General features: G+C 63.0%; 17 protein-coding genes. All 17 read right to left on the bottom strand.

Annotation, left to right across the window (positions count from 1 at the left end; translation table 11 throughout):
- Complete coding sequence (locus NKI31_RS14980) at positions 1 to 1,674, bottom strand: ribonuclease J (protein WP_023690300.1); 1,674 nt, start codon at positions 1,672 to 1,674, stop codon at positions 1 to 3.
- Positions 1,675 to 1,707: 33 nt separating this feature from the next.
- Positions 1,708 to 2,529, bottom strand: a complete 822-nt coding sequence (locus NKI31_RS14975) for a biotin--[acetyl-CoA-carboxylase] ligase (protein ID WP_023670806.1) — start codon at positions 2,527 to 2,529, stop codon at positions 1,708 to 1,710.
- Positions 2,530 to 2,533: 4 nt separating this feature from the next.
- The gene (nuoN, locus tag NKI31_RS14970) at positions 2,534 to 3,970 is read right to left on the bottom strand and encodes an NADH-quinone oxidoreductase subunit NuoN (RefSeq protein WP_023731229.1); all 1,437 of its coding nucleotides are present in this window, start codon (positions 3,968 to 3,970) and stop codon (positions 2,534 to 2,536) included.
- A gap of 18 nt (positions 3,971 to 3,988) precedes the next feature.
- On the bottom strand, positions 3,989 to 5,494 hold the full coding sequence (locus NKI31_RS14965; RefSeq protein WP_023670808.1) for an NADH-quinone oxidoreductase subunit M: 1,506 nt from the start codon (positions 5,492 to 5,494) through the stop codon (positions 3,989 to 3,991).
- Positions 5,494 to 7,467: an NADH-quinone oxidoreductase subunit L gene (nuoL, locus tag NKI31_RS14960; protein ID WP_023733803.1), complete on the bottom strand. Its 1,974-nt coding sequence runs from the start codon at positions 7,465 to 7,467 to the stop codon at positions 5,494 to 5,496. The genes NKI31_RS14965 and nuoL overlap by 1 nt, the downstream gene beginning before the upstream one ends.
- A 10-nt stretch (positions 7,468 to 7,477) precedes the next feature.
- Positions 7,478 to 7,786: an NADH-quinone oxidoreductase subunit NuoK gene (gene nuoK, locus NKI31_RS14955; protein WP_023670810.1), complete on the bottom strand. Its 309-nt coding sequence runs from the start codon at positions 7,784 to 7,786 to the stop codon at positions 7,478 to 7,480.
- Between the two features lie 7 nt (positions 7,787 to 7,793).
- Positions 7,794 to 8,054, bottom strand: coding sequence for a hypothetical protein (locus NKI31_RS14950; RefSeq protein WP_023670811.1), 261 nt, complete (start codon positions 8,052 to 8,054; stop codon positions 7,794 to 7,796).
- A gap of 2 nt (positions 8,055 to 8,056) precedes the next feature.
- Positions 8,057 to 8,677 (bottom strand): NADH-quinone oxidoreductase subunit J, encoded by a 621-nt coding sequence (locus NKI31_RS14945; RefSeq protein ID WP_023670812.1) that lies wholly within the window; start codon positions 8,675 to 8,677, stop codon positions 8,057 to 8,059.
- A gap of 123 nt (positions 8,678 to 8,800) precedes the next feature.
- On the bottom strand, positions 8,801 to 9,292 hold the full coding sequence (gene nuoI, locus NKI31_RS14940; RefSeq protein ID WP_023731231.1) for an NADH-quinone oxidoreductase subunit NuoI: 492 nt from the start codon (positions 9,290 to 9,292) through the stop codon (positions 8,801 to 8,803).
- Positions 9,292 to 10,335, bottom strand: a complete 1,044-nt coding sequence (nuoH, locus tag NKI31_RS14935; RefSeq protein ID WP_023685202.1) for an NADH-quinone oxidoreductase subunit NuoH — start codon at positions 10,333 to 10,335, stop codon at positions 9,292 to 9,294. The genes nuoI and nuoH overlap by 1 nt, the downstream gene beginning before the upstream one ends.
- Before the next feature lie 2 nt (positions 10,336 to 10,337).
- Complete coding sequence (nuoG, locus tag NKI31_RS14930; RefSeq protein WP_352651952.1) at positions 10,338 to 12,419, bottom strand: NADH-quinone oxidoreductase subunit NuoG; 2,082 nt, start codon at positions 12,417 to 12,419, stop codon at positions 10,338 to 10,340.
- Positions 12,419 to 12,700 carry a pentapeptide repeat-containing protein gene (locus tag NKI31_RS14925; protein ID WP_352514988.1) on the bottom strand — a complete coding sequence of 94 codons (282 nt, stop codon included), beginning with the start codon at positions 12,698 to 12,700 and terminating at the stop codon, positions 12,419 to 12,421. Before NKI31_RS14925 ends, nuoG begins: the two co-directional genes overlap by 1 nt.
- An 11-nt stretch (positions 12,701 to 12,711) precedes the next feature.
- Complete coding sequence (locus NKI31_RS14920) at positions 12,712 to 13,404, bottom strand: helix-hairpin-helix domain-containing protein (protein ID WP_352651951.1); 693 nt, start codon at positions 13,402 to 13,404, stop codon at positions 12,712 to 12,714.
- Between the two features lie 72 nt (positions 13,405 to 13,476).
- Positions 13,477 to 14,781, bottom strand: a complete 1,305-nt coding sequence (gene nuoF / locus NKI31_RS14915) for an NADH-quinone oxidoreductase subunit NuoF (protein ID WP_023670819.1) — start codon at positions 14,779 to 14,781, stop codon at positions 13,477 to 13,479.
- A 3-nt stretch (positions 14,782 to 14,784) separates the two neighbouring features.
- On the bottom strand, positions 14,785 to 14,988 hold the full coding sequence (locus NKI31_RS14910; protein ID WP_352651949.1) for a hypothetical protein: 204 nt from the start codon (positions 14,986 to 14,988) through the stop codon (positions 14,785 to 14,787).
- Entirely contained in the window at positions 14,988 to 16,319 is a 1,332-nt protein-coding gene (locus NKI31_RS14905) for an NADH-quinone oxidoreductase subunit E (RefSeq protein ID WP_352537698.1), read from the bottom strand. Before NKI31_RS14905 ends, NKI31_RS14910 begins: the two co-directional genes overlap by 1 nt.
- The gene (locus tag NKI31_RS14900) at positions 16,320 to 17,510 is read right to left on the bottom strand and encodes an NADH-quinone oxidoreductase subunit D (RefSeq protein WP_352651948.1); all 1,191 of its coding nucleotides are present in this window, start codon (positions 17,508 to 17,510) and stop codon (positions 16,320 to 16,322) included.
- Position 17,511 lies beyond the last annotated feature (1 nt).

Here is a 17,511-nt window from a genome sequence, read left to right as displayed (position 1 = left end):
TCACCTCGTCACAAACACCGTCACCAGCGGCTTCTTGCCCCAGGCCTCGTTGGCGGCGCCGCGCACGGCGCGGCGCACCGCTTCCTGCACCAGATCGAGGTCCTTGCGGCGCTGGCGAGGGATCGAGTCGACCGCGCCGACGGCCGCGTCGAGCATCAGATCTTCCATGTTTTCGCCACGGGCATCGGCCTCGGCGACGCCGATGGCGACCAGATCGGGATCGCCGGCGAGCTCATATTTGTCGTCGAGCACGACATTGACCGCGACATGGCCGGCAAAGGATAGCTTGCGCCGGTCGCGTATGCCCATCGCCTGGTCGGTGCCGATCAGCCTGCCGTCCTTGTAGATGCGGCCGAACGGCACCTGGTCGATGATTGTGGCCGGACCCGGCGCCAGCCGCAGCATGTCGCCGTCGCGCACTTGCGCCACCTGGCCGATGCCCGACGTCGACATCAGCGACCCCTGCGCCACCAGATGCGCGGCTTCGCCGTGCACGGGAACGCCGATCTGCGGCCGCACCCATTCATACATCCTGCGCAATTCGCTGCGGCGGGGATGGCCGGAGACATGCACAAGCGCGTCGCCATCCTCGATGATCTTGATGCCGAGGTCGATGAGGCGGTTCTTGATCTCGAGGATCGCCTTCTCGTTGCCGGGAATGGTGCGTGAGGAAAACACCACCGTGTCGCCGGCCGTCAGCGACACCGATTTCATCTCGTCGCGCGAAAGTTTTGCCAGTGCCGCCAGCGCCTCGCCCTGGCTGCCGGTGCAGATGATGACCAGGTTCTCGCGCGGGATGAAGCCGAAATCCTCTTCGGCGATGAACTCCGGCAGCCCGTCCATGTAGCCGAGCTCGCCGGCGACATCGATGACCCGCTTCAGCGAGCGGCCCAGCACCAGGCACTGGCGGCCGGCATCGCGCGCCGCCTTGGCGATCGAGACGATGCGCCCGACATTGGAAGAGAAGGTGGTGACGGCGACACGGCCGACAGCGCTCTGGATGACGCCCCTGAGGCCTTCGCCCACCGCCACTTCCGACGGCGATTCGCCTTCGCGCAGCGCATTGGTGGAATCGCAGACCAGCGCCAGAACGCCCTTGTCGCCATAGGCGCGAAACCGCGCCTCGTCGGTCTTGGGGCCGATCGTCGGTTCCGGATCGATCTTCCAGTCGCCGGTATGGATGACGGTGCCGGCCGGCGAGGTGATCGCCAGCGACATCGGCTCGGGGATCGAGTGCGCCACCGGAATGGCCTCGATCGAGAACGGGCCGACAGTGAATGTTTCGCCTGCCCGGTAGATCGTCACCGGAATTTTCTTCGGCGCGCCCTGCTCGCCCTGGCGCTTGGCGTCCAGCAGTCCGGCGCTGAACGGTGTCATCCACACCGGCGCCTTCAGCTTCGGCCAGATGTCGAGCAGCGCCCCGTAATGGTCTTCATGCGCGTGGGTGATGATGATGCCGCGCAGGCCGGCGAGGTTCTCCTCGATGAAGCGCGTATCGGGCAGGATCAGGTCGACGCCAGGATGCGCCGCATCGGGAAAAGTCACGCCGACATCGACGACGATCCACTCGCGCGCGCTAGGCGGCCCATAGCCGTAAAGGGCGAAGTTCATGCCGATCTCGCCGACGCCGCCGAGCGGCACGAAGACGAGTTCGGCGTTTTGCGCTTTCGCCATCAATTTTCCCTTCCCGGCCCTTGCGGCCAGCCCCTAAATCTTTGCCGACGCGACGGCGCCGAAATGCACGTCGCCGGCGGCTACCGTCACGACCGACCCCTCATCATCGCGGATCACGAAACGGCAGTCCGCGTCAATGGTTTCGAAGGTACCGCGCACCACATTCCCGTCAATCCTGACAGCAACCTCGCCGCCAAGCCCCGCCGCGCGCGCCAGCCAGCGACGCCGGATGGCGTCGAGCCCGCGTCCGTCATCCCACAGCCGGGCATTGTCGGTCCAGGCATCGGACAGCGCCAAGAACAGCGTTTCGGCGTCGCATGTCGCGCCCAGCGCCTGAAGCGATGTCGCCGGATACGGCAAATCCGGCGGATGCGCCACCACATTGACGCCGATGCCCACCGCCACCGCGAAACGGCCGCCATCGAGAATGGCCGATTCCAGCAGGATGCCGGCCAGTTTGGCGCCGGAGGCAAGCACATCGTTCGGCCATTTCAGCTCGAAGCGGTTCTGCCCTTGGCTGGCGCCGTCGAGGCCGATGGCGATCCTGCCCTTCGGCACCACGGCGTCAAGCGCATCGGCCAGCGACAGGCCGGCGACGAAGCCCAGCGTCGCCGCCAGACGCAACTCACCGCCGGTGATGACCAGCAATGTCGCCGCCAGATTGCCCTCGGGAGATACCCAGGCCCTGCCGCGGCGGCCACGGCCGCTTTCCTGCTTCTTGGAAACGACCCACAATTTGCCGGGGTCGCCTGCCCTTGCATGGTCCAGCGCAAGCGTGTTGGTGGAACCCACGCTGTCATGGGCCTCGAGCCGGAACCCTTCCGTCTCAGAGGTTGGAGCCAGCCGAAATGCCATCCGGTCAGAAAAATGTCTTGGCGGCGGCTTCGGCGTAGGTCGCGATCGGACCGCCGATCAACACATAGAACAGCACGAAAGCGCCGGAGACACCAAGCACGAGGCGCAGCTCAACCGCCATCGGCACGAAGCCACCGGCCGGTTCGTCGAACCACATGATCTTGATGATACGCAGATAGTAGAAAGCGCCCACGACGGAGGCCAGCACGCCGATGATCGCCAGCGCATAGAGGTTGGCGTTGATGGCGGCGAGGAACACGTACCATTTCCCCCAGAAACCGGCGAGCGGCGGGATGCCGGCCAGCGAGAACATCAGGATGGTCAGGATCGTCGCCATGATCGGGTTGGTCGACGACAGACCGGCGAGATCGCTGATCTGCTCGACATTGCCTTCCTTGCGCCGCATGGCGAGGATGAAGGCGAAGGTGCCGAGCGTCATGACGAGATAGATCAGCATGTAGATGGCGACGCCGCGCACGCCGGCCTGGCTGTTGGCGGCTAGGCCGACCAGCGCGTAGCCCATATGGCCGATCGAGGAGTACGCCATCAGCCGCTTGATGTTGGTTTGGCCGATCGCGGCGAAGGAGCCGAGCGCCATCGAGGCGATCGAGATGAAGACGATGATCTGCTGCCAGTCGGAAGCGATCGGCTTGAAGGCGCCCATGGTGACGCGCACGATCAGCGCCATTGCCGCCATTTTGGGGGCAGCCGCCAGGAAGGCGGTGACCGGCGTCGGCGCGCCCTCGTAGACATCGGGCGTCCACATGTGGAACGGCACCGCGGAAATCTTGAAGGCAAGACCGGCCAAAACGAAAACCAGGCCGACGACGAGGCCGAGCTGGCGCTCACCGCTGCCAAGCGCCGAGGCGATTTCCTGGAAGCCGACATTGCCGGTGTAGCCGTAAATGAGGCTGATTCCGTAAAGCAGCATGCCCGACGACAGCGCGCCGAGCACAAAATACTTCAAACCGGCCTCGGTCGAACGCAGATTGTCGCGATTGATCGCCGCCAGCACGTAAATCGCCAGCGACTGCAGTTCGAGGCCGAGATAGAGCCCGATCATGCCGTTGGCCGAGATCATCAGCATCATGCCGAGCGTGCACAACAGGATCAGCACCGGGTATTCGAACTTGTCGAAATGCTCCTGCCTGGCGAAGCGCATCGACATCACCAGCGTCACCGCCGAACCGATCAGCGACAGCACCTTCATGAAGCGGGAGAACGGATCCTGGATGAAGGCGTTGCCGTAGGCGCTCCCCTGCCCCGTGGGAAAGATCAGCCATAGGCCTGCGATCACCAGCACGGCGACGGCAAGGCCAGTCACCAGAATGGCAGTGTTGGCGCGCGAATAGGCGCCGACCATCAACAGCGCCAGCGCGCCGATGGCGAGGATCAGCTCCGGCGTCGAGAGCGAAAGACTGGAGTAAAGGTCCGGCGTCATGGTTCGCAAAACCTCTGGTCAGTTGGCCGCCGCGGTCTGCGCGGCGCCGATGGATGCGGTGACATTGGTGACGAGCGCCTTGACCGACTGGGCCGTGGCATCGAAGACGGGAGCGGGATAAACGCCGAAGAAGATGACCAGCACGACCAGCGGGTAGATGATTGCCTTCTCGCGCGTCGACAGATCGAGCAGGCCCTTCAGGCTTTCCTTGGTCAGCGCGCCGAAGATCACCCGGCGGTAGAGCCAGAGCGCGTAGGCCGCCGACAGGATGACGCCGGTGGCGGCGAAGAAAGCCACCCAGGTGTTGACCCGGAACACGCCGAGCATGGTCAGGAACTCGCCGACGAAACCTGACGTGCCCGGCAAGCCGACATTGGCCATGGTGAAGATCAGGAACACGGTTGCGTATTTCGGCATGTTGTTGACCAAGCCGCCATAGGCGTCGATCTCGCGAGTGTGCATGCGGTCGTAAATGACGCCGACGCACAGGAACAGCGCGCCCGAGACGAGGCCGTGGCTCAGCATCTGGAAGATCGCGCCCTGCACGCCTTCCTGGTTCATGGCGAAGATGCCCATGGTGACGAAGCCCATATGGGCGACGGAGGAATAGGCGATCAGCTTCTTCATGTCCTCCTGCATCAGCGCCACCAGCGAGGTGTAGATGATGGCGACGACCGACAGCGTAAACACCAGCGGCGCGAACATTTCCGAGGCCAGCGGGAACATCGGCAGGGAAAAGCGCAGGAAGCCGTACCCGCCCATTTTCAACAGGATGCCGGCCAGGATCACCGAACCCGCCGTCGGCGCTTCGACGTGCGCATCGGGCAGCCAGGTGTGCACCGGCCACATCGGCATCTTCACCGCGAAGGAGGCGAAGAAGGCTAGAAATAGCCATGTCTGCATGTGGGCCGGGAAGTTGTGGGTCAGCAGTGTCGGGATGTCGGTGGTGCCCGCCTGGAAGAACATCGCCATGATGGCGAGCAGCATCAGCACCGAGCCGGCCAACGTGTAGAGGAAGAACTTGAACGAGGCATAGACGCGGCGCTTGCCGCCCCAGACGCCGATGATGATGAACATCGGGATCAGGCCGGCCTCGAAGAAGACGTAGAACAGCACGATGTCGAGCGCGCAGAACACGCCGATCATCAGCGTTTCCAAGAGCAGGAAGGCAATCATGTAAGCCTTGACTCGCTTGTCGATCGCTTCCCACGACGCCAGGATGCAGAGCGGCATGAGGAATGTCGTCAGGATGACGAACAGCATCGAAATGCCGTCGACGCCCATATGGTAGGAGATGCCGGAATCCAGCCAGGCAAACTTCTCGACGAACTGGAAGCCGGCTTGCGAATTGTCGAAGCCGGTCCAGATGAACAGGGAGATGATGAAGGTGGCCGCTGTCGTCGTGAACGCGATGGCGCGGATGTTGCGACGCGCATTCGGGCTGTCATCCCTGATGAACAGGATCAGCAGCACACCTACGAGCGGCAGGAAGGTGACCAGCGAGAGGATTGGCCAGGCGGTCATCAGAGCATCATCCAGGTGACGAGTGCGGCCACGCCGATCAGCATGGCGAATGCATAGTGATAGAGATAGCCGGTCTGCAGCTTGACGACGCGGTCGGTGACGTCGACGACGCGCGCCGAAATGCCGTCAGGACCGAGCCCGTCGATGATGGTGCCGTCGCCGGTCTTCCACAAGAACCTGCCCAGCGCCTTTGCCGGCCGCACGAACAGGACGTCGTAGAGCTCGTCAAAGTACCATTTGTTGAGCAGGAAGGCATAGAGCAGCCGATGGTTGGCGGCGACGCTCCGGGGCAGTTCCGGCGAGCGGATGTAGAACTTCCAGGCGACGGCAAAGCCGATGACCATGGCGACGAACGGTGCCAGCTCGACCCACAGCGGCAATTCATGGATCTCGTGCAGGATGTGGTTGTCCGGCAGCGTGAACAGCGACGCCTTCCAGAATTCGGCATAGGCTTCGCCGATGAAGGCGCCATGAAAGATAACGCCGGCAAACAGCGCGCCCGCGGCCAGGATGAACAGCGGCACCAGCATCACCGGCGGCGATTCATGGACATGGTGCATGACGTCGTGGCTCGCCCGCGGCTCGCCGTGGAAGGTCATGAAGATCAGCCGCCAGGAGTAGAAGGAGGTGAAGCAGGCGGCGATGACCAGCAGGACAAAAGCGAGGCCGGCGACCGAATTGTGGCCGGCAAAGGCAGCCTCGATGATGGCATCCTTGGAGAAGAAGCCGGCGGTGCCGATGACGGTCACCGGAATGCCGACGCCGGTCAGTGCCAGCGTGCCGATCACCATCATCCAGTAGGTCTTCGGAATGAGCTTCCGCAGGCCACCCATCTTGCGCATGTCCTGCTCGTCGGACACGGCATGGATGACCGAGCCGGAGCCCAGGAACAGCAGCGCCTTGAAGAAGGCATGCGTGAACAGATGGAAGATCGCCGCGCCATAGGCGCCGACGCCGAGCGCGACGAACATGTAGCCGAGCTGCGAGCAGGTCGAATAGGCGATGACGCGCTTGATGTCGTTCTGGACCAGGCCGACGGTCGCCGCGAAGAAGGCGGTGAAGGCGCCGATGAAGGTCACCACGGTCAGCGCCGAATGCGACAGTTCGAACAGCGGCGACAGCCGGGCCAGCATGAACACGCCGGCCGTAACCATGGTGGCGGCATGGATCAGCGCGGAAACCGGCGTCGGGCCTTCCATGGCGTCCGGCAGCCAGGTGTGCAGCGGCACCTGCGCCGACTTGCCCATGGCGCCCATGAACAGCAGCAGGCAGACGATGGTCATGGCCGCCTGCTTGTCCAGCGCATAGCCGAGGAAGGTCAGCACGGCGGCGCCTTGTGGTGCGCCTTCGGCCGGAATGAACGTCGCGGCATTGGCGAAGATGGTGCCGAGATTGACCGAGCCGAACAAAACGAAGACGCCGAAAATGCCGAGCGCAAAGCCGAAATCGCCGACGCGGTTGACGACGAAGGCCTTGATCGCAGCGGCATTGGCCGACGGCTTCTTGTACCAGAAGCCGATCAGCAAATAGGAGGCGAGACCCACCCCTTCCCAGCCGAAGAACATCTGCACCAGATTGTCGGCCGTCACCAGCATCAGCATGGCGAAGGTGAACAGCGACAGATAGGCAAAGAAGCGGGGCCGGTTCGGATCGTGGTGCATGTAGCCGATCGAATAGATGTGGACCAGCGCCGACACCGTGTTGACCACCACCAGCATGACCACCGTCAGCGTGTCGATCCTGAGCGCCCAGGACGCGTCCAAGCCGCCGGATTGGATCCAGCGCAGTACCGGCACGGTGAACACCTCGCCTTCGCCGAAGCCGACGGAGAAGAAGGCGACCCAGGACAGCACGGCCGAGATCACCAGGAAGCCCGAGGTGATGTATTCCGATGCCTTGGCGCCCAGCGAATTGCCGAACAGACCGACGATCAGGAAGCCGAGCAGCGGAAGGAAGACGATCGCTTGATACATGTTAGCCCCGTCAACCCTTCATCTGGTTCACGTCTTCGACCGCGATCGAGCCGCGGTTGCGGAAGAAGACGACGAGAATGGCAAGACCGATGGCCGCTTCGGCGGCGGCGACCGTCAGCACGAACAGGGCAAACACCTGGCCGACGAGATCGCCCAATGCCGCCGAGAAGGCAACGAAATTGATGTTGACCGCCAAAAGAATCAGCTCGATCGACATCAGGATGACGATGATGTTCCTGCGGTTCAGGAAGATGCCGAACACGCCCAGCGTGAACAGGATCGCCGATACGGTCAGGTAATGTGCGATGCCGACGACCATGGCCAGATCAAACCTTTCCCGGCATTTGTTGAATCATTGAACGCGCGGATACGATGGCGTCCAAGAGGCTGTCTATGGCAGAAGGCTCGAAGATAACTGTTGCATCATTCCGGCCTGCCCCCTGAACGTATGTGAAATCTTCGCTCTTGATGTTCAGCGTAAGATTCCCGTCGCGATTCCAGACGAATACCCAGGCCTTCTCAGTCGAATCAACCCGCCAAGAGGCAACCTGCTCTCCCCAGTATTTTTTCTTCAAACGACCGAACATCGTCAGAGCCCCTCGCCCGACTTGACCTTGCGGATTTCCATGCCTGTCGCCGGCGTGCGGCCGACCTGGGCTGCGATCGACTGCCGCTTGATCCCTTCCTTGTGGCGCAGCGTCAGCACGATGGCGCCGATCATGGCGACCAGCAGGATGAGGCCCGAAATCTGGAAGTAGTAGAGGTAGTCGGTATAGAGGATGTCGCCGAGTGCTGCGGTGTTTGTCCGCGCGGCAAGATCCGGGATGGGTTTGGAGACCGTCGAGGCCAGTTGCGGCGCGAAGGTGTAGCCGCCGAGCACCACGATCAGCTCGGCCGCCAGGATCAGCCCGACCAGCGCGCCGATCGGCGCATATTGCAGGGCGCCTTCCTTCATCTCGGCGAAGTCGACATCGAGCATCATGACGACGAACAGGAACAGCACCATGACCGCGCCGACATAGACGACAAGCAGGATCATCGCCAGGAACTCGGCGCCGGTCAGCATGAACAGGCCGGCGGCGTTGAAGAAGGTCAGGATCAGGAACAGCACGGAATGCACGGGGTTGCGCGACGAAATGACCATGAAGGCCGACGCCACCGCGACAAAGGCGAAGAGGTAGAAAAAGGCCGCCTCTAGTCCACTCAGCATTGGGGATCCCCCGGGTTCCTGTCCAAACAGGACATCCGTCCTGTTTGATTTCTGCGACCGCCTCCGGCCGGCAAGTTGCGTTGTCCTTAGACGAGGCCCCTCGCCCCGTCCATGCGTCAAATGTCAGCGGTAGGGCGAGTCCAGCGAGATGTTGCGCGCCAGTTCGCGCTCCCAGCGGTCGCCATTCGCCAGCAGCCTGTCCTTGTCGTAGTAAAGCTCCTCGCGCGTCTCCGTCGCGAACTCGAAATTCGGCCCCTCGACGATAGCGTCGACCGGGCAGGCTTCCTGGCAGAAGCCGCAATAGATGCACTTCACCATGTCTATGTCGTAGCGCACGGTGCGGCGCGTGCCGTCATTGCGGCGCGGGCCGGCCTCGATGGTGATCGCCTGCGCCGGACAGATCGCTTCGCACAATTTGCAGGCGATGCAGCGCTCTTCGCCATTGGGGTAACGGCGCAAAGCATGCTCGCCCCGGAAGCGCGGGCTGATCGGCCCCTTTTCGTGCGGATAGTTGATCGTCTCCTTCGGCGCGAAGAACTGGCGCATCGACAGGAAGAAGGCGCTGACGAAATCCTGCAGCAGCAGCGATTTTGCGGCCTGGCCAAAAGCGGACATCACGCAAACCCCGTGATTTTGAGGAAGGCCGCGGTGGCAACGACCATGAACAGGGAGATCGGCAGAAAGACTTTCCAGCCCAGCCGCATCAGCTGGTCGTAGCGGTAGCGCGGCACGAAGGCCTTCACCATCGAGAACATGAAGAACATCAGGCAGATCTTGAGCACGAACCAGATCACGCCGGGCACCCAGGTGAAGGGGGCGAAGTCGAAGGGCGGCAGCCAGCCGCCGAGGAACAGGATGGTGGCCAGCGCGCACATCATCACCACGGCGACGTATTCGCCGAGGAAGAACAACAGGAACGGCGTCGAGGAGTATTCGACCATATGGCCGGCGACGAGTTCCGACTCGGCTTCCACCAGGTCGAAGGGCGGGCGGTTGGTCTCGGCCAGCGCCGAGATGAAGAAAATGACGAACATCGGGAACAGCGCCAGCCAGTGCCAGTCGAGGAAGCTGTTGGGCAGGCCAAGCTTGGTGCCCAGCCCATCCTGCTGCGACAGCACGATGTCCGACAGGTTGAGCGAGCCGACGCAGAGCAGCACGGTGACGATGACGAAGCCGATCGAGACTTCGTAGGACACCATCTGCGCCGCCGAGCGCAGCGCGCCGAGGAACGGGTATTTCGAGTTGGACGCCCAGCCGCCCATGATCACGCCATAGACCTCGAGCGAGGAGATGGCGAAGACGTAGAGGATGCCGACATTGACGTTGGCGATCCCCCAGCCCGCATTGACGGGAATGACCGCCCAGGCCGAGATTGCCAGCACGGCCGACACCAGCGGCGCCAGCAGGAACACGCCCTTGTTGGCGCCGGACGGAATGACCGGTTCCTTGAAGACGAATTTCAGCAGATCGGCGAAAGCCTGCAGCGTGCCCCACGGGCCGACGACGTTCGGGCCGCGGCGCAATTGCACCGCCGCCCAGATCTTGCGGTCGGCGTAAAGCAGGTAGGCAACCCCGATCAGCAAAACGACGATCAGCACGACCGACTTTAAAAGGATGATCAGCGTCGGCAGCACGTAGAAGGAGAAGAAGGTGTCCATGTCTACTCTGCCGCCTGCCTGAAGCCGTTTTTCGCCAGCGCCGAGCATTCCGCCATGACGGCGGAGGCCCGCGCGATCGGGTTGGTCAGATAGAAATCCGTGACCGGCGAGGTGAAAGTGCCCTTGTTCAGCCGCCCGCCGAGCTTCGCCACCTTGGCGACGTCATCGGCATTGCCGGCTTCGACATGATCGATGCGGGCGAGATGCGGGTATTCGCCATAAAGTTTGGCGCGCAACTGCTGCAGCGAATCGAAGGGTAGTTTCTTGCCCAGCACATCGGACAATGCCCTCAGGATCGCCCAGTCTTCGCGCGCGTCGCCCGGCGCGAAGCCCGCGCGGTTGGTCTGCTGCACGCGTCCCTCGGTGTTGACATAGGTGCCGGACTTTTCGGTGTAGGCGGCTCCCGGCAGGATGACATTGGCGCGGTGCGCACCGGCGTCGCCATGCGTGCCGACATAGACGACGAAGGCGCCGCCGGTCTTGGACATGTCGACCTCGTCGGCGCCGAGCAGGAACAGAACCTCGCTCTCCCCCAGCATGCCGGCAACGTTCTTGCCGCCCTTGCCAGGCACGAAGCCGACATCGAGACCGCCGACGCGCGCGGCCGCAGTGTGCAGCACGGCAAAGCCGTTCCAGTCGGCGCGCGCAGCGTTGACGGCCGTGGCGAGTTTCGCCGCCTGGCCGAGCACCGCCGCGCCGTCGGCACGCGACAGCGCGCCCTGGCCGACGATGATCAGCGGATGCGTCGCCTTCTTCAGCACCTGGAAGAACTTCCCGTTGCCGCCGGCCAGGTCTTTCAGCGACTCCGGGCCGGCGCCGAGCTGTTCGTAGTCGTAACGCGTGTCGCCGACCTCGCCGATGACGCCGACCGGCAGATTGCCGATCCGCCAGCGCTTGCGGATGCGGGCATTGAGCACCGAGGCCTCGAAGCGCGGATTGGCGCCGATGATCAGCACCGCGTCGGCCTGCTCGATGCCCTCGATGGTGGGGTTGAAGATGTAGCTGGCGCGGCCGAGCGCGGGATCGAGTGCGGCGCCGTCCTGGCGGCAATCGGTGTTCTTCGAGCCCAACGCAGCCATAAGCTGCTTCAGCGCGTAGATTTCCTCGACGGCGGCAAGATCGCCCGCAATCGCGCCGATTTTCTCGGGCGCAGCATTCGACACCGCATCCCTGATCGCAACGAACGCTTCGGCCCAGCTGGCCGGCGCCAACTTTCCGTCCTTGCGGACATAGGGGCGGTCGAGGCGCTGCGTGCGCAATCCGTCCCATATGAAGCGGGTCTTGTCGGAAATCCACTCCTCGTTCACCGCTTCATTGACGCGCGGCAGGATGCGCATCACCTCGCGGCCACGGCTGTCGACGCGGATTGCCGAGCCGACGGCGTCCATGACGTCGATGGATTCTGTCTTGGTCAGCTCCCACGGCCGTGCCTGAAAGGCGAAAGGCTTGGAGGTCAGCGCGCCGACCGGGCAGAGGTCGATGACATTGCCCTGCAGCTCGGAGGTCATGGCGCTTTCGAGATAGGTGGTGATCTCGGCATCCTCGCCGCGGCCGATCAGGCCAAGCTCGGAAATGCCCGCAACTTCCGTGGTGAAGCGAACGCAGCGCGTGCAGTGGATGCAACGGTTCATCACCGTCTTGACCAGTGGGCCGATATACTTGTCTTCGACCGCGCGCTTGTTCTCGTGATAGCGCGAGGAATCGACGCCGAAGGCCATCGCCTGGTCCTGCAGGTCGCATTCGCCGCCCTGGTCGCAGATCGGGCAATCCAGCGGATGGTTGATCAGCAGGAATTCCATCACGCCTTCGCGGGCCTTCTTGACCATCGGCGTGTTGGTGAAGATTTCAGGCGCCTCGCCATTGGGTCCCGGACGCAGGTCGCGCACATTCATGGCGCAGGAGGCCTGCGGCTTGGGCGGCCCGCCCTTCACCTCGATCAGGCACATGCGGCAATTGCCGGCAATCGACAGCCGCTCATGGAAGCAGAAGCGCGGCACTTCCGCGCCGGCGTCCTCGGCCGCCTGCAGCAACGTGTAGTGGTCGGGTACAGTGATCTCTTTCCCGTCGACCTTGAGCTTTGCCATCAATTGCCCCTGGCGGTCTGCGCCGTCTCATATGCCTGAAACAGATCGCTCAGCCTAATGCCATTGATCATCATGCCGGCGACTTCAGCGTTTTCTATCTTCAAATTGCTCATATTCACATTGCTGAAAAACGCGTCCGAGAGGTTCGCGTCCTCCACAACGGCCGCCGACAGGTCGACGTTGTGAAACTGCGTGTTCGACAAGTTCACATCGTCAAATCTGGAGTTGCTGACGATGGCATTGCGCACATCGAGAACATCGCTCCTGTCGTGGATCTCCATGCCTGCCACCCCTACTTCTTCGCCTTGGCGGCCAGCGTCAGCGCCGCGGCCTGGCGGGTCCACTCGTCGCGGCCGATACGGCCGGTGAGCGACAGGTAGTCCTCGACCCAGGCGATCTCTTCTGGCGCCCAGGCGGCGATCTGGGCAAAGGTCCAGATGCCGAGGCCGTTCAGCACCTTTTCCAGCTTCGGCCCAACGCCGGTGATCGCCTTGAGATCCGACGGCTTGGCCGGACGAGCCACGGCCTTGGGCTGTCTGAAATCCTCCGGCATCAATCCGATCGTCGCGCCTTCGGCGACGGCCTCGGTCTTCTCCGGCTCGGCATCGACGGTGAGAGCGGCAATATCGGTCACATCCTGGGCAAAACTCTGCGCCGCGGCGATCAGGGTTCTGGTCGCCGCGCGCGCCTTGGTGGCGGGGGCGGTCTCGGCGAACCCTTGGCTGCGCTGTTCGAAATCGTCGATGATCGGCTGGAAAATCCGCTGCGATGCCTCGGCAGCACCCGACAAGGCGCCTAGCCACACGCCAAAGGCATGGTTGGCAAGGCCGAAGCCCAGCGCCGACATGGCGGCGGCACCAGCGACAGGATGCGCGAGAAGGTTGACGGCGCTGGCCATCTCCTTCGGCATCATCCTTGTCAAATCCTGGTTCATCTTCTCAAGCTGGTCCAAATTGGGCATCAAAGGGTTCGAATAGGGCGCCATAGACATCTCCTGGTCGTTTCTTCGTCAGCCCCGCCCCTATATTTCTGTCCGGGGCTTGCGCCCGATTTCAATCTACTCAGCAGCCACCATCACGGGTTCGGCTCGGTGCGCGTTGCGCGAAAACTCGTCGATGCGCCGCTCCACCTCGCCGCGGAAATGCCGCATCAGGCCCTGGATCGGCCATGCCGCTGCATCGCCCAGCGCGCAGATCGTATGACCCTCCACCTGTTTGGTGACGTCGAGCAGCATGTCGATCTCGCGCTTCTGCGCCTCGCCGCGCACCAGCCGCTCCATCACCCGCCACATCCAGCCGGTGCCTTCGCGGCACGGTGTGCACTGGCCGCAGCTCTCATGCTTGTAAAAATAGGACAGCCTGGCAATCGCCTTCACGATATCGGTCGACTTGTCCATGACGATAACAGCCGCCGTGCCGAGCCCGGATTTCAGGTCGCGCAAAGCATCGAAATCCATCGGCGCATCGATGATCTGCTCGGCCGGCACCAGCGGCACCGAAGCGCCGCCCGGAATGACCGCGAGGAGATTGTCCCAGCCGCCGCGAATGCCACCGCAATGCGTCTCGATCAGCTCGCGGAACGGGATCGACATCGCCTCTTCGACGGTGCACGGATTGTTGACGTGGCCGGAGATGCAAAACAGCTTGGTGCCGACATTGTTGGGCCGGCCGAAGGACGAGAACCAGGCGGCGCCACGGCGCAAAATGGTCGGCGCGACCGCAATGGACTCGACATTGTTCACGGTTGTCGGACAACCGTACAAGCCGACATTGGCTGGGAATGGCGGCTTCAGCCGGGGCTGGCCCTTCTTGCCTTCGAGGCTTTCCAGAAGTGCTGTTTCCTCGCCGCATATATAAGCGCCGGCGCCGTGATGCATGTAGATGTCGAAATCGTAGCCGGACGTGTTGTTCTTGCCGATCAGCCTGGCCTCATAGGCCTCGTCGATGGCGCGCTGCAGCGCCTCGCGCTCGCGGATGAACTCGCCGCGCACATAGATGTAGGCGGCGACCGCACCCATGGCGAAGCCGGCGATGAACGAGCCCTCGACCAGCGTGTGCGGATCGTTGCGCAGGATATCGCGGTCCTTGCACGTGCCGGGCTCGGATTCGTCGGCGTTGACAACGAGATAGCTCGGCCTTCCGTCGCTCTGCTTGGGCATGAACGACCATTTCAGCCCGGTCGGGAAACCGGCGCCGCCACGGCCGCGCAGGCCTGACGCCTTCATCTCATTGACGATCCACTCGCGCCCCTTGGCGATGATGCCGGGCGTGTTGTCCCAGGCGCCGCGCGCCATCGCGCCGGCCAGCGACTTGTCGAAGAGGCCGTAGATGTTGTTGAAGATGCGGTCTTTGTCGGCCAGCATGACTTACCTCTTTCCCCGCAAGACGATCGAGACCCACACCAGCAGGCCCATGCCGGTCGCGGCCATCGATTCCAGGGTATCCGAAAACGGCAATTCGACGAGGCGCCGAAGCCCCTCCAGAAGGATGTTGGCAGCAGCGATGCAGACAACGCCGATGACAATGCTGCGCAGCGACAGCAAAGATCCGGTGCTTTGCGCTTCAGCCATCAACGTGGCTCCTTGCCGAAGACGCGGATGTATTCGGCGACGCCGCCCTTGGCGAGCGCCTTGGCCTGCTTGCCCCAGTCGTCGCGCTCGATGCGGCCCTGGAAAGCGAGATATCCATCCACCCAGTCGCGCTCGGCCTTATTCCAGGATGCGACCTGTGTGAAGGTGAAGATGCCAAGCGAATGAAGGATGCCCTCGATCTTCGGGCCGATGCCCGAGATCAGCTTGAGATCGTCGACCGCAGCCGGCCTGTCGATTCCGGCCGGACGGTTCTTGTCCTCGAGCGACGGCTTTGCGGGCCTGGCTGTCGGCGCCTTGACGGCCGGGGCCACGGGGGCCTTGGCCGCTGGCGCCTTGAATTCCGGAGCGATGAAGGCAGCTGCCGGCGTGGAGGTGGTCTTCGGGCCATTACGCTGCTTGGCGACCTTCTCGACTTCAGGCGCCGCGGTGTTGGCGTTGGCGGCCGAATGCAGGGGCGCCGGGACGCTCGCCGCTTTTTCCGCCGCCGGTGCAACCTTGGCCCTGGAGGGCGACTTCAACGCCGAGCTGGTTTCCGGCGCATCGGTTTTCGGCTTGCCGGCGTTGGATGGCGCCACCGGGGCGGCCGCTGCAGGAGCGGCAGGCGCCGGAACAGGCGCTGCAATGATCGCGTCGGGCGCCGCGTGGGCAGCCTTGCTCGCCGCCCTGGCTTCCTTGTCGCGCGTCGCTTTGAGGATCGCCTTTTCGCTCTTCAGCGTCGTCAGGCCAGGCGCCGGCTCCGAGCCGGTTCTGCCATTTTGCGGTCCCGTGGGAACCGAGGCGCCCTTGCCTGCATCATAAAGATCGATGATTTCGGCCAGCCGCTCAGGCGTCAGATCCTCGAACGTGTCCTTGAAGACCATCACCATCGGCGCGTTGACGCAGGCGCCGAGGCATTCGACCTCCTCCCACGACAGCGTGCCCTTGTCGTTGGTGTGGAACTGGTCGTGATGGATTTTCGAGCGGCACACATCCATCAGCGCTTCCGAGCCGCGCAGCATGCAGGGCGTGGTGCCGCAGACCTGGATATGCGCGCGCGTGCCGACCGGATTGAGCTGGTACTGCGTGTAGAAGGTCGCGACTTCGAGCCCGCGAATGCGCGGCATGCCGAGCATGTCCGAAATCGTCTCGATCGCCGCCTTGGTGACCCAGCCTTCCTGCTCCTGCGCAATCATCAGCAAGGGAATGATCGCCGACTGCTCGCGGCCCTTCGGATATTTCTTGATCCATTGCTTCGCAACCGCCGCATTCGCCCGGTTGAAGGCGAAGGTGGCTGGCTGGACGCTTGCTTCTGCGAGACGGCGGACTGACATTTAGCGATCGACCTCACCAAACACGATGTCGAGGGAACCCAGGACGGCAGTGACGTCGGCCAGCATGTGGCCACGGCAGAGGAAATCCATGGCTTGCAGATGCGCGAAGCCGGGCGCGCGCAGCTTGCAGCGGTAGGGCTTGTTGGTGCCGTCGGAGACGAGATAGACGCCGAACTCGCCCTTCGGCGCCTCGACCGCGGCATAGACCTCGCCGGCCGGCACGCGATAGCCCTCGGTGTAGAGCTTGAAATGATGGATCAGCGCTTCCATCGAGCGCTTCATCGCCTGGCGCTTGGGCGGCACCACCTTGCCGTCGAGGTTCGACACCGGCCCGGTGCTCTCCTTGCCGAGCAGAAGGTCGACGCACTGACGCATGATCTTGGCTGACTGACGCATTTCTTCCATGCGCACGAGATAACGGTCGTAGCAGTCGCCGTTCTTGCCGATCGGGATGTCGAAATCCATCTCGGAATAGCATTCATAGGGCTGCGACTTGCGCAAATCCCAGGCAGCACCCGAGCCGCGCACCATGACGCCGGAAAAACCCCAGGCCCAGGCGTCGGCAAGCGACACGATACCGATATCGACATTGCGTTGCTTGAAGATGCGGTTGCCGGTAAGCAGCCTGTCGAGGTCGTCAAGCGACTTCAGGAACGGGTCGATCCACTTGCCGATGTCCTCGACCAGCTTCGCCGGCAGATCCTGGTGCACACCGCCCGGACGGAAATAGGCCGCGTGCATGCGCGAACCGGAAGCGCGCTCATAAAACACCATCAGCTTTTCGCGTTCGACGAAACCCCACAGCGGCGGCGTCAGCGCGCCGATATCCAGCGCCTGCGTCGTCACATTGAGGATGTGCGACATGATGCGGCTGAGCTCGGAATAGAGCACGCGGATCAACTGGCCGCGCTTCGGCACTTCGATGCCGAGCAACCGCTCGGTGGCGAGCGCGAAGGCATGCTCCTGGTTCATCGGTGCGCAATAGTCGAGCCGGTCGAGATAGGGCACTGCCTGAAGATAGGTCTTGTGCTCGATCAGCTTTTCGGTGCCGCGATGCAGCAAGCCGATATGCGGATCGACGCGGTCGACCACCTCGCCGTCAAGCTCCAGCACAAGACGCAAAACACCGTGTGCCGCAGGGTGCTGCGGTCCGAAGTTGATGTTGAAGTTGCGGACGGAGTGCTCGGTCATG

It is taken from the genome of Mesorhizobium sp. M0659 (assembly GCF_040320605.1).
GTDB lineage: Bacteria > Pseudomonadota > Alphaproteobacteria > Rhizobiales > Rhizobiaceae > Mesorhizobium.
The sequence above is the reverse complement of the archived record's forward strand: the minus strand, read 5'-3'. Positions and strand labels throughout refer to the sequence as shown.